This window comes from Gelidibacter salicanalis (genome assembly GCF_016469035.1).
GTDB classification, from domain to species: Bacteria; Bacteroidota; Bacteroidia; order Flavobacteriales; family Flavobacteriaceae; genus Gelidibacter; species Gelidibacter salicanalis_A.
This window is the reverse complement of record NZ_JAEHJZ010000004.1, coordinates 1-14238: the sequence shown is the minus strand read 5'-3', so window position 1 is coordinate 14238 and position 14238 is coordinate 1. Positions and strand designations below refer to the sequence as shown.

At 39.0% G+C, this 14238-nt stretch carries 8 protein-coding genes; 7 read left to right on the top strand and 1 reads right to left on the bottom strand.

What is annotated here, in order from left to right; all coding sequences use genetic code 11:
- Window positions 1-102 precede the first annotated feature (102 nt).
- The gene (locus JEM65_RS02075; RefSeq protein WP_199596896.1) at window positions 103-1005 is read left to right on the top strand and encodes a transposase; all 903 of its coding nucleotides are present in this window, start codon (window positions 103-105) and stop codon (window positions 1003-1005) included.
- Window positions 1006-1080: 75 nt separating this feature from the next.
- Here JEM65_RS02075 and amaB read toward each other — a convergent pair whose 3' ends face one another.
- Window positions 1081-2634, bottom strand: a complete 1554-nt coding sequence (gene amaB, locus JEM65_RS02070; RefSeq protein ID WP_199596895.1) for an L-piperidine-6-carboxylate dehydrogenase — start codon at window positions 2632-2634, stop codon at window positions 1081-1083.
- Between the two features lie 119 nt (window positions 2635-2753).
- Here amaB and JEM65_RS02065 point away from each other — a divergent pair, with 119 nt between their 5' ends.
- The 6 genes from JEM65_RS02065 (at window position 2754) to JEM65_RS02040 (ending at window position 13920) form a co-directional block, all read left to right on the top strand.
- Window positions 2754-3839, top strand: coding sequence for an isoaspartyl peptidase/L-asparaginase family protein (locus JEM65_RS02065; protein WP_199596894.1), 1086 nt, complete (start codon window positions 2754-2756; stop codon window positions 3837-3839).
- 69 nt (window positions 3840-3908) lie between these two features.
- Window positions 3909-9488, top strand: coding sequence for an alpha-2-macroglobulin family protein (locus JEM65_RS02060; RefSeq protein ID WP_199596893.1), 5580 nt, complete (start codon window positions 3909-3911; stop codon window positions 9486-9488).
- 181 nt (window positions 9489-9669) lie between these two features.
- The gene (locus JEM65_RS02055) at window positions 9670-10137 is read left to right on the top strand and encodes an endonuclease domain-containing protein (protein WP_199596892.1); all 468 of its coding nucleotides are present in this window, start codon (window positions 9670-9672) and stop codon (window positions 10135-10137) included.
- Window positions 10138-10225: 88 nt separating this feature from the next.
- The gene (locus JEM65_RS02050) at window positions 10226-10594 is read left to right on the top strand and encodes an endonuclease domain-containing protein (RefSeq protein ID WP_199596891.1); all 369 of its coding nucleotides are present in this window, start codon (window positions 10226-10228) and stop codon (window positions 10592-10594) included.
- A 245-nt stretch (window positions 10595-10839) separates the two neighbouring features.
- Window positions 10840-13191 (top strand): penicillin-binding protein 1C, encoded by a 2352-nt coding sequence (gene pbpC, locus JEM65_RS02045; RefSeq protein WP_199596890.1) that lies wholly within the window; start codon window positions 10840-10842, stop codon window positions 13189-13191.
- A 291-nt stretch (window positions 13192-13482) separates the two neighbouring features.
- Entirely contained in the window at window positions 13483-13920 is a 438-nt protein-coding gene (locus JEM65_RS02040) for a hypothetical protein (protein ID WP_199596889.1), read from the top strand.
- Window positions 13921-14238: the final 318 nt, after the last annotated feature.

Genomic DNA, 14238 nt, shown 5'->3' with positions numbered 1-14238 from the left:
GTTGAAAAAAGAGTAAAAAAAGAAAGAAATTTCTTTCAAAAAATTAGTTTAAAAGTCTGATAATCAGTATATTTAAGGTGTATTCAACGCACTTTTAAATATATGATTAATCAGACCAAAGCCTTAAAATTAGTAAAAATCTACTCCATTGTATGCGATAGATTTGAAAAAGAGTTAAAATATACCTGTGAACGTTTCAGCAACAACAACAAACAAGAATTTACAGACCAAGAGATCATGACAATTTACCTATTCGCAGTGCAAGAGGAACAGCGCACGGACATTAAGCAGATCCATAGATATGCCTGTGAATATCTGCTTGATTGGTTTCCAAAACTTGGGTCATACGCTGGTTTCTCTAACCGGCTCAATCAATTGACAGAGGCCTTTAGGGGCTTTGCGGCCTCATTGTTTGATGATCTTTTGCCATCTGACTGTTCTAAAGGACAAAGCTTACTGGATTCAATGCCGATAATCACCTGTTCTGGAAAACGATCGGGAAAAGTGGCAAGGGACTTGACCAATAAGGGCTATTGTTCAACCAAAAGCCTTTACTATTATGGAGTGAAACTACATGCACTCGCCTTCAGGCGATTGAACAGCATTCCATTTCCTGAAGAAATCCTGATAAGCCCTGCTTCTGAAAATGACCTCAACGTTTTCAAAGAAGCTTGGTCAGGGAAAACCGGCAGAAGTTTTTTTGGCGATAAAATATATAACAATCTCGATTTCTTTACGGAACTGGAACAAGAAAAAAAATCGATAATGATGACGCCGATCAAAGGGGTCAAAGGGCAATGTCAAGCAATAAAAAATATGGATAAAGCTGCAAATGACCTGTTTTCAACAGCAGTGTCCAGAATTAGGCAGCCCATAGAATCCTTGTTTAATTGGCTCATACAAAAAACAGATATTCAAAGAGCAAGTAAAGTAAGGTCAACCAAAGGATTGTTGATCCATATATTTGGTAAAATTGCTTCTGCTTTTATAAGCTTAATATTTTAACCCTTGATTCGCATTAGTAATAAAAAAGCCACTTTCAAAGGAAAGTGGCTTTTTAAATTTTATGAGCTTGATCTATTACAAATCAAACTTGATGCCTTGTGCTAAAGGCAATTCGTCAGAATAATTAACGGTATTTGTTTGGCGACGCATATACACTTTCCAAGCATCAGATCCAGACTCACGTCCGCCACCTGTTTCTTTTTCACCTCCAAAGGCACCACCAATTTCAGCACCTGAAGTTCCAATGTTTACATTGGCAATTCCACAATCTGAACCCGCATAAGACAAGAATTTCTCTGCTTCTTTCAGTTCGTTGGTCATGATAGCGGAAGATAGACCTTGAGCTACACCATTTTGGGTTTCAATTGCATTTTCTACATCGCCAGAATATTTCATCAAATATAAAATAGGCGCAAATGTTTCGTGTTGTACAATTTCATAATGATTTTCTGCTTCAATAATGGCTGGTTTCACATAGCAACCACTTTCAAAACCTTCACCTTCTAAAACGCCGCCTTCAACCAAAACGTTTCCACCTTCAGCTTTTGCTTTTTCAATAGCAGCTAAATAAGTTTTTACAGAATCTTTGTCAATTACTGGTCCAACATGATTGTTTTCATCTAATGGATTCCCAATTTTGATTTGGCCGTAAGCACCAACAATAGCATCTCTTACTTTATCGTAAACCGATTCATGAATAATTAAACGACGTGTTGAGGTACAACGTTGTCCTGCTGTGCCTACAGCACCAAATACAGCACCAGGAACCACGACTTTTAAATCGGCAGTTGGTGTAATAATAATGGCATTATTTCCTCCTAATTCTAATAATGATTTTCCAAAACGTTCCGCAACGGTTTTTCCAACAATACGTCCCATTCTTGTAGATCCTGTTGCAGAAATAAGAGCAATTTTAGGATCTTTTGTCATGAATTCACCAACTTTATAATCGCCATTGATGATATTAGAAATCCCTTCAGGTAAATTATTATCTTTTAAAACGCCGGCAATGATATTTTGACAGGCTATAGAACATAAAGGTGTTTTTTCTGAAGCTTTCCAAACACAAACATCACCACAAATCCACGCAAGTGCGGTATTCCAAGCCCAAACGGCAACAGGGAAGTTAAATGCTGAGATGATCCCAACCACACCAATTGGGTGCCATTGTTCTCTCATCACGTGACCAGGACGTTCAGAAGGAATGGTTTGCCCATTTAATTGACGGGATAGACCCACTGCGAAATCGCAGATGTCAATCATCTCTTGAACCTCACCATAACCTTCTTGTAAAGATTTACCCATTTCATAAGACACAAGTTTTCCAAGAGGTTGCTTTAATTCTCTCAATTTATTACCAAATTGACGTACAATTTCGCCACGTTGTGGTGCTGGCACGTCTCTCCAAGTTTTGAATGCTTTTGTAGAAGCTTCCATCACTTTCTCGTAATCTTCTTTGGTGGTCGATTTAACCTTACCAATCAGTTTTCCATCTACTGGTGAATAGCTTTCAATAACTTCGCCGTTAGAAAAATTAGTGGAGCCTGTTGAAGTGCCTTCATTTATATCTTTAACGCCTAACGCTTTTAGGGCTTTTTCAATTCCAAAATCTGTAGCAACTGCTTGCATATATATTGTTTTTTAATTAATTAATGATGTTTGCGAAGATAACAATAATATGTCGCTTTTTGAAGCCTTCGGTCCTTAAAAATAAGCTAACTTTAAGGCTGAAATTCAATCTATACGCTATGAAAAACCTCATTTATGTCCCGCTTTTAATGCTCCTGTTTCTAAACTGTAAAAGTGATCAAAACACCATTACGGTGGAACAGGAAACAACTTCTGAAGCAGCAAAGAACAATACTTCCGAATCAAAAAAAGTGAATGAATTTGCCATTGTCATCCATGGTGGAGCGGGTACCATCTTACGTGAAAATATGTCAGCGGAAGATGAAGCAGCCTATAATGCGAAGCTGGAAGAGGCGATTCGCGTGGGGCACGAGATTTTAAAAAATGGCGGTACGAGTTTGTATGCTGTAGAGAAAACCATCAATGTTTTGGAAAATTCGCCACTGTTTAACGCAGGCAAGGGTGCGGTGTTTACAAATGCAGGTACTAATGAGTTGGACGCCTCAATCATGGATGGGAAAACATTAAATGCGGGCGCTTCTGCGGGAACTAAAACGGTTAAAAATCCGATTAATTTAGCTAGAGCGGTTATGGAAAACTCACCACATGTCATGCTCTCGGGAGAAGGTGCGGAATTGTTTGCAAAAGAGCAAGAATTAGAACTTGTAGAGCCGTCTTATTTTTACACTGAAAGCCGATTTAAAGCTTTAGAACGGGTAAAAGCGGCCGAAGCCAACAAAACTGCTCGCGATAAAACTGCATTTTATGATCCTACAATTAAAGATTCGAAATTTGGAACCGTAGGTTGTGTGGCATTGGATAAAAATGGAAATCTCGCCGCAGGAACTTCAACAGGCGGCATGACTAATAAACGTTGGGGACGTATTGGTGATGCGCCAATTATAGGTGCCGGTACCTATGCCAATAACGCTACCTGTGCTGTAAGTAGCACGGGTTGGGGCGAGTATTTTATCCGTGCGATGGTGGCTCACGATATTTCAGCCTTAATGGATTATAAAGGCTTGAGTCTTCAAGAAGCAGCGCGAGAAGTCATTCAGAAAAAGGTGCCTGATTTAGGTGGTGATGGGGGTATTGTTGCGGTAGATAAAAATGGCAACATGGTCATGGAGTTTAACACTGCAGGCATGTATAGGGCATCCATGGACGCTTCTGGAAAATTAACGGTAGGAATTTATAAAGACTGATTTGTAAGAAAATACCACTTAAATCTGCATTGGTTTTACAATCTTTGCAGCTACCCAACATCATGCGTTATGCCTTTTAAAAAAATATTTTCTTTTGTTTTCCTCCTTTGTCTAGTGGTTTCTTGTAAAAAGGATGATGCTATAAGTGAAGACACCGATAATCTCTTTAAGTTCCGAGACTATATCAGCTACACCACGGCAGGTCGTGTGTCTATCGCAGATCCTATTTTAATCAATCTCACTAATGATATAGAAGGGTGGACCGTTGGTCAGGAAATCACCGATGATATCTTAAAAATTGAGCCTAAGGTTCAGGGAAAATTGTTGGTAGAAAATGCGCACACGCTGATTTTTAAGCAGGAGAAACCACTACAATCGGATACGGAATATAAGATCAGTGTTAATTTGGGAAAACTCTATGAGGATCAACCTAAAGCATTCCGAACCTATACGTTTCAGTTCAAAACCATTGCGCCTAGTTTTAATGTGGTCACTACCAATTTACAATCTTACAGTAAAAAATGGCAGTATTTGGAAGCGACATTAAATTCGGCGGATGTTGTTTCTATCACAGATGCAAAACAGCTTGTGGAGGCTTGGCAGAATGGGAAGAAACTCAAACTGCAGTGGAATGAATCTCTAAATAGAGCAAAGGCATTCGAATTTAAGATTGATAGTATTAACCGTCTTGTAGAAGATAGTGACATCCTGGTCAAATGGAATGGTAAAGCGATTAAGGCAAACAATTCTGGTGAGCGTAAAGTGATGATCCCGGGGATCAACAATTTTACGATTGTCAATGTTGAAGCCGTGCAAACACCAGAGCAAATGGTGTCCATTAACTTTTCAGATCCCTTAAAAAAGCAGCAAAATTTTGACGGATTGGTGACCATCAAGTATTCCAAAAATCCGAAGTTTATTGTAGATGGTAACGTTCTTAAAGTGTATCCAGAATCAAAATTGGTAGGCGATGCGTTGGTAGATGTTTTTCAGGGTATTGCCAATACCGATGGTTTCAAACTGAAAAAAGCATTTTCTGAAACCATTTCTTTTGAAGATTTAAAACCTCAGGTGCGTCTCATCAGCAATGGCACAATTTTACCAAATTCGAACGAACTTAAATTCAATTTTGAAGCCGTTAATTTAAAGGCGGTGGACGTCAGGGTTATTAAGATTTTTGAAGATAATGTGTTGCAGTTCTTGCAGGACAATGATATGCAAAGTAATAATCAGTCGGCCATTAAACGAGTAGGCAGACGAATTGCCAAACAAACCATCACCTTGCAAGATGATGCGGTAGAAAATGATGGCAAATGGAAGGCGTATAGCATTGATCTGTCGAAGTTTTTTAAGGCCGATCCCGGTGCGATTTACCGCGTAGAATTGAGCATCAAAAAGGAATATTCCATCTTTGATTGTGATAATTATGCCAACATTGAAAATTCAGAGGACTCCTATGAGGACTATTATTACAATGATTATTATCAGGAGAATTACAATGAAAGTAACACGGAAGATGAAGATTTGCGTGAAGAAGAGTATTGGGACAATTTAATTTACAGTTATAGAAACTCTAACTACAATTGGGAAGAACGTAACAATCCCTGTCATGACGCTTATTTTAATGAAAACCGCGTCGTTTCTCAAAATCTAATTGCTTCCAATTTGGGTGTTATCGCCAAACAGGGTGCTAATAACACCTATTATTTTGCGGTGACTAATATTTTGGATACCAACCCTGAATTAGGTGCGACGGTAAAATTATTCAATTTTCAGCAACAGGAAATTGGGAAATTATCGACTGATCGTGAGGGTTTAGCAACATTTAAAAGTGCTAAAGTGGCCTCTTTTGCCATTGTCACCAAAGGTAAAAATACCAGTTATATAAAACTCGTGGATGGCAATTCGTTATCCTTAAGCAAGTTTGATGTTTCAGGAAACAGTTTGCAACGCGGACTTAAGGGCTATATCTATGGCGAACGTGGGGTTTGGCGCCCGGGAGATTCGTTATTTTTGACGTTTATGTTGAATGATAATGATAACAAGCTACCCAAAGGACATCCGGTTAAAATGGAAGTGACGGACCCGAGCGGGAAATTGATTTACAAAAATATCAGCACGGAGAATACCAATAATTTCTACCGATTTACAGTGCCAATAGAACCTGAAGGCAAAACCGGAAATTATAACGCAAAAGTTTCTGTTGGAGGCGCGTCATTTTATAAAGGGTTACGAGTTGAAACCGTTAAGCCAAACCGTTTAAAAATCAAAATCGATTTTGAAGACGAGGTCTTGTCCAGTAATGAGTCTCTAAATGGAACCTTAGATGTGCAGTGGTTGCACGGTACGCCAGCGAAGAATTTAAAAGCCGAAATTAAAGCCAAGTTTAGTACGTCTTACGAAGGCTTTAAGAATTATAAGAATTATGAATTTGTGGATCCTACCCGTTCGTTTTCTTCAGAAGAGATGACTGTTTTTGAAGGCAATTTAAATGAAGAGGGCATCGCAAACGTTACGAAACCTTTAAGCGTTGGCAAAAATGCTCCCGGATTATTGAACGTTCAATTTTTAGTACGCGCGTTTGAAAATGGTGGCGATTTTTCGTTGGATGCGTTCACTAAAACATATGCACCCTACAGCTCTTTTGTCGGATTGAAATCGCCAGAAGCAAACAAACAAGGATCGTTTTTTACAGATGAAAATCAAACCTTTGATGTTGTAACGGTTGATGCGAAAGGCAAACCTGTACAGCGCGAAAATCTTGAAGTTAAAGTTTATAAAATAGAATGGCGCTGGTGGTGGAATTCATCTGAAGACAACCTATCCAGTTATGTGTCTAGCACCTATCACAAACCTTATTTGGATAAAAAAGTTACGACGAATGCCAATGGGAAAGGGAAATTCTCCTTAAACATTCCTGAAAATGAACGTGGACGGTATTTGATCAGAATTACGGATCCTCAAAGTGGTCATGCCACAGGAAGAACGGCGTATTTCTATAAAAACTGGTTTCAAAATTCGCCTGATACAGATAAAGAAGCTGCCAAAATGTTGGTGTTTGCAGCAGATAAGGAAAATTATAATGTAGGGCAGTCGGCTCAAATCACTTTTCCGTCAGGTACTAAGGGTAGAGCGCTCATCAGTATTGAAAACGGATCTGAGGTGCTCTCTTATAAATGGGTCGTCACCAAGCAAGGTGAGACAACTGTAAATATTCCGATTACGAAAGAAATGGCGCCTAACGTGTTTGTCAATATTTCCTTATTACAACCACATGCAACCACGGCTAACGATTTGCCACTTCGCTTATATGGGGTTATTCCGTTGATGGTTGAAAATCCGGCGACGAAATTAAAACCAGAGCTCAAAATGCCAAATTCGCTGCAACCAGATCAGGAGTTTGAAGTGGTAGTAAGTGAGAATAATAAGAAACCAATGACCTATACTTTGGCGATTGTGGAAGAAGGCTTGTTGGATCTTACCCGATTCAAAACGCCAAATGCTTGGGATGAATTTTATGCGCGTGAAGCCTTGGGGGTTAAAACTTGGGATATTTTTGACGATGTGATTGGTGCTTACAGTGGGAGCATTGATCAGGTGTTTGCCATTGGTGGTGATGCGAATGCTGCTGCAGGTAAAAACAAAAAACCGAATCGATTTAAACCGGTGGTCAAGTATTTAGGACCGTTTAATTTAGGTGCAGGCGAGCGAAAAATACATAAAATAAAAATGCCAAACTATATTGGGTCCGTAAGAGCGATGGTGGTAGCAGGTGATGCGAAAACTGAAGCCTATGGAAGTGTTGAGAAATCCGTACAAGTAAAAAAACCATTGATGGTGTTGGCAACCTTGCCTCGAAAATTGAGTCCAGGTGAAAAGGTAACGTTACCTGTAACGGTGTTTGCCATGGAATCTAAAGTGAAAAATGTCAACATCAGTTTAAAATTAAGTGGAGGCATTTCGATAGTCGGCGCGGCATCTAGATCGCTCACTTTTGCCAGACCCGATGAGCAAATGACTTATTTTGAGTTGGATGTCAGCAAGGCAAAAGGCTTCAATACCGTTGAGGTGATTGCAACTGGTAATGGCGAAAAATCAAGTTATAAAGTAGATATTGAAGTATATAATCCAAATCCAATGACGTCGAAATCATTAGATGAAACTTTAGAAGCCAACGCTTCAAAAAGCATGGATTTTGCAACCTTTGGAGAAGCAGGTACCAATAGTGCAATAGTTGAATTTTCAACCTTGCCTCCAATGGATTTCACCAAACGTTTACACTATCTAATTCAATATCCACACGGGTGTTTGGAACAGGTTACTTCTGCAGTATTTCCACAATTATATCTGACTGATATTTTTGATCTAACCTATCAAAAAAAACAGGAAATCCAAAAGAATATTGAAAGTGGTGTAAAACGTTTGGGGAATTATCAAGTGGCATCCGGTGGCATGGGTTACTGGATGGGAGAGCATATCGTAGATGATTGGAGTACTACTTATGCTGGACATTTTATGTTGGAAGCTGAGAAAAAAGGCTTTGTATTACCCTTGACATTTAAAAGCAATTGGCTGCGTTACCAAACTCAAGCGGCAAGAGATTGGCGCCCAAGTTACAGAACTGCAAATACTGATTTAGCACAGGCGTATCGTTTGTATACGCTAGCATTGGCAGGAAGTCCGGATTTGGCAGCCATGAACCGCTTACGGGAGTTTAGTGAGATTTCCAATGACGCCAAATGGCGATTGGCAGCAGCCTACGCTTTGGCTGGTCAGAAGGAAGCTAGCCAAAAGATTTCGAGTACCGCTAATATTAATTTTACGCCGCCAAAGTATAATTATTACACCTACGGATCGGTGGATAGAAATCGTGCCATGGCTTTAGAAACCATGGTATTGACCAAAAACCCTAAAATGCGCGCGGTCGCACAGGATTTAGCTAAAGATCTTTCGAGTTCGAAATGGATGAGCACTCAAACCACTGCCTATAGCCTATTGGCCATGGCGAAAATGGTGGAAGCCAATGGCGGAAAATCGCTTAAAGTGCAATATACGTTCAACGGTAAATCTGAAACTATAGACACCAAAAGCGCTATTGCCCAACGTGAATTATCCGTTAAAAGTGGTAATAATACGTTCAGTTTTAAAAATAATCAAGATAATTTGGTCTATGTACGCGTTCTGAATTTTGGAAAATTGCCGCTTGGCGAAGAATTTTCAGAACAGCGCGGTTTAAATGTCTCGGTTGTTTACAAAGATTTAAAAAGAAACGTTTTGGATATTGGGAAGTTGAATCAAGGGCAAGATTTTGTAGCCGTGGTAAAAGTGAGTAATCTCAAAAATCAGGATGTGAATAATGTAGCGTTGACCCAAATCTTTCCTTCGGGATGGGAAATTGTAAACACGCGTTTTACTGCTTTTGGAGATACTACTACAAGTCAAGCGAGATATACCGACATCAGGGATGACCGGGTGAATTTTTATTTTGATTTACCACAGAAAGGTAAAGATGGCACAAAAACTTTTACGGTAATGTTAAATGCGTCTTATTTGGGTACTTATTATTTGCCAGGAATTCAGGTTGAAGCGATGTATGATAATGAGTTTATGGTACGAAGTAAAGGGCGGTGGATTGAGGTTATGAGGTAGATGAGAAAAATAAAACCACCTCGCCTTCATCCGGATACTCGGGCTGAATCCACTCCTCCTTGAAAAGGAGGAGAAGTTTAGATTGAGACCAAAAATTTCCTTCCCTTTTTAAGGGAAGGTGGCTTTAAGCTCCGGTAAGAGCTTAAAGCCGGAAGGGTTATTTGTTGACAAAACTCTAAAAATGAAATCAAACATCCATAACCGAAAATATCTTTTAGAAAGACGGAAGGAACTCAGAAACAATGCGACTTCTGCGGAAGCTACATTGTGGAAACACTTACAGGGAAATAAATTAGAAGGGCGAAAATTCAGGAGACAGCACAGCATTGAAAACTATATTGTCGATTTTTATTGTGCATCTGAAAAGTTAATTATTGAATTGGATGGTGCTGTTCATTTGGATTTTGCAATACAAAATTATGATTGTGAACGTCACCAAAAATTGGAGTCCCTCGGATTTAAAGTGCTGAGATTTGAGAATAAGGATGTCTTTGAAAATTTGGAAGGGTTGCTAAATGAGATAAAATTGAATTTTAAACAATGCATGAACCACCTCGTCTTTATCCCGATCCTCGGGCTGAATCCACTCCTCCTTGGAAAGGAGGAGAAGTTTAGATTGGTACTAAATTTTAAATTTCAATACAATTAAAAACTTCCTTCCCTTTTTAAGGGAAGGTGGCTTTAAGCCCCGGTAAAGGCTTAAAGCCGGAAGGGTTGTTTTTAATAAAACTCTAAATATGAAGTCAAACATCCATAACCGAAAATATCTTTTAGAGCGAAGGAAGGAACTTAGAAACAATGCGACTTCTGCGGAAGCTACATTGTGGAAACACCTTCAGGGCAATAAATTAAAAGGCAGGAAATTCAGGAGACAGCACAGCATTGAAAACTATATTGTTGATTTTTATTGTGCATCTGAAAAGTTAATCATTGAATTGGACGGTGCTGTCCATTTGGATTTTGCAATACAAAATTATGATTATGAACGTCAACAGAAGTTGGAGTCCCTCGGATTTAAAGTATTGAGATTTGAGAATAAAGATGTCTTTGAAAATTTGGAAGGGTTGCTAAATGAGATAAAATTGAATTTTAAACAATGCATATGAACCACCTCGTCTTCATCCCGATACTCGGGCTGAATCCACTCCTCCTTGGAAAGGAGGAGAAGTTTAGATTGGTACTAAATTTTAAATTTCAATACAATTAAAAACTTCCTTCCCTTTTTAAGGGAAGGTGGCTTTAAGCCCCGGTAAAGGCTTAAAGACGGAAGGGATTTAGAACAAATATTAAAAATAAAATATCAATTATTATCAGACCTCACAGGTTTCAAAAACCTGTGAGGTCTTTACTCATGAACAACAAATTAACCTACATAAAACGCCACAAATTCAAATCAACTCTAATTGTTGTAGTCCTGCTGCTGTATTATTTCTGTTTACCAAGGCAATTATTCAAAGATCCGACGGCAACAGTTATTACAAGCTCTAGGAATGAACTTTTGGGTGCAATGATTGCCAAAGACGGTCAATGGCGATTCCCGCATAATGACACGGTCCCTGACAAGTTTAAAACCTGTATCATTCAATTTGAAGATGCTTATTTTTATCAGCATCCTGGATTCAATCCGGTGTCCATAGCAAAAGCCTTAAAAGAAAATCTAACTTCTGGAGGTGTTAAAAGAGGCGGGAGTACCATCACACAACAGGTCATCCGTTTATCCAGAAAGGGACAGTCTCGAACCTATTTTGAGAAGATCAAAGAAATTGTATTGGCCACCCGCTTGGAATTTCGGGCGTCCAAAGAAAAAATTCTGTCCTATTACAGCAGCAATGCACCTTTTGGCGGAAATGTAGTAGGTCTCGACGCGGCATCTTGGCGGTATTTTAATAGAGATGCGTCCCAATTATCTTGGGCAGAAAGTGCAACACTAGCGGTATTGCCCAATGCGCGGAGTCTGATCTATCCGGGGAAGAATCAGGAGCAGCTGTTCAACAAACGAAATCGGTTATTGCATAAGTTAATGAAACAGGAAATTATTGACTCGTTAACTTATCAACTGTCCATTGCTGAGGGCTTGCCTCAAAAACCTTATCCGCTGCCACAAATTGCACCGCATCTGCTTCAAAAGGTTACCGAGACGCATTCAGGACAGTCGGTTCAAACCACTATCAAAAAGCCAATCCAAGATCAGGTCAATACCATTGTATCCAATCATTATCAAACTCTAAAACAGAACGAAATTTACAATGCCGCCGTGTTGGTTTTGGATGTGAAAACAAGGAAAGTTTTGGCTTATGTTGGCAACACGCCAACTGACAAAGCCCATCAGAAAGATGTGGATGTTATTGACAAACCACGGAGTACCGGTAGTATTTTAAAACCTTTTTTATACGCTGCCATGTTGGATGCTGGAGATATATTACCCAACACTTTGGTGGCGGATGTGCCTACTCAATTTGGAAGTTACAATCCTGAGAATTTTGACAAGCAGTATGACGGCGCGGTTTCTGCCAGTCGGGCCTTGTCGCGCTCTTTAAATGTTCCTTCGGTACGGATGCTACAGGAGTTTGGGCTGGATCGGTTCCATCATTATTTAAAAGCCTTGCATTTAAAAGACTTAACCTACAATGCCAATCATTATGGATTGTCCTTAATTTTGGGTGGCGCTGAAAGCAATCTATGGGATTTATGTAAAAGTTACGCCGCTTTATCTTCAACGCTCAATCATTTTAATGAAACTTCGAGTGAATACTATAGCAACGAATTCGCGGAGCCTACATTTCTAAATACTAAAACAATTGACTTCGGTAAAAAGACATCAGAGAAAACTTTGTTCGATGCGGCGTCGATTTATCTGACTTATGAAAGCCTAAAGGAGGTCAATCGGCCGGAAGGGAACGAAAACTGGGAATTTTATGACAGTTCCAAACAAATTGCCTGGAAAACCGGTACCAGTTTCGGGTTTCGCGATACCTGGGCCATTGGCACTACTAAAAATTACGTAGTAGGCGTTTGGGTAGGCAATGCAGATGGCGAAGGCCGGCCAGGATTGGTAGGTGTGCAAACTGCAGCGCCTATCTTGTTTGAGGTGTTTGATGTATTGCCAAACAGCGATTGGTTTTCGAAGCCCTTCGATGAAATGCAAGCCGTAGAAGTTTGCCTAAAATCTGGTTATAGAGCCTCTCCAAATTGCGATACTAAAGAAGAAAAATTCATTCAGCTATCTGGATTAAAAACGGCACCCTGTCCTTTTCATGTCTTAGTACATTTGGACAACACAGAACAATATCAAGTCAACTCGTCGTGTGAAGATTTGAGTAACGTCATCCATAAATCATGGTTTGTATTGCCCCCGCTTATGGAATATTATTACAAAGCCCAAAACCCCTTTTATAAACCCTTACCGCCATTTCGGGAGGATTGTTTGGGAGAGAACGGCGTTGTGATAGAGTTTATCTATCCAAAAGAAAACAATACCATTTTCTTGCCGAAAGATTTTGATGGTGAGACTAATGATTTGGTATTGAAAGTAGCGCACTCCAAACCCGAAACCTTGATATTTTGGTATTTGGACGAACGCTATTTAGGCAGCACCAAAGACATTCATGAATTTGCCATGAAACCAAAACGCGGCAAGCATATTATTACCATTGTTGATGAGTTTGGAAATGAAAGCAAGCGTTGGATTGAAATTTCAGAATAATGCTTCAGAATGAAGATTTAAAATCAGCAGTATCCGGTAAAACAGGTAAAAGTTTGCAAACTCCATAAAAGCATGACCTGGTTCGAGATCTTAAAAAATGACACCTTGTTTTTGAAAACCAATTTCACTAAGAGTGATTGGGCAAATTTAATTTAGAATAACGATTGTTTATCAGTCAGTTATAATCAAATCTTTGTTCTTGATTCTATAAGCGCAGCGGTCTTAATTCTTTATCGGACAATAATAATTTAAAATCACTATTTTTGTCTTCAACCATTCAAATAAAAAACTATGTACGAAACTGTAAAAATGCTGCATTCCTATTGGGCCTACTTGACCCTTTTGATGATTGTAATTGCAGCTCTTAATGCTCTATTTAAATATTTTGGAAAAAAAGAATTTCACCCTATAGATTTTAGAATCTCGTTGTTTACACTAATCGTTTCCCATATTCAGTTACTTATAGGTTTGGTTCTATTATTTGCAGGGCCTTATGTTAACGTTATATCAGAATTAGGTATGAAAGGCGTTATGGGCGATAAACTGTTAAGATCAAATATTGTAGAACATCCTTTAATGATGATTATTGCGGTGGTATTGATTACCATTGGTTACTCCAAACATAAAAAGAAACTGACCTCAACACCAAAATTCAAAGTATTGGCCATTTTTTACACTTTGGCACTCATCAGTGTATTGGCGAAAATTCCATGGAATACCTGGTTCTAAACCATCAAAGGTAATTTTAATCCACAAAAAACCAGAGCTATGAACTCTGGTTTTTTTTTGTGTTGTTGCTACTAGTTTAGATTTTTAAACATGAGTGTCCGGTAAAACAAGTAAAAAGTTTACAAAGCCTATTAAAGTAGGACCTGGTAAGAGAGATTAAAAATGGTCCCTTGCTTTTTGAAACCAATTTCACTTAGAGTGATCGGGCAAATTTAATTTAGAATAACGATTGTTTATCAGTCAGTTATAATCAAATCTTTGTTCTTTTCCCGATAGCTATCGGGACTATAAGCGTAGCGATCTTAATTCTTTATCGGA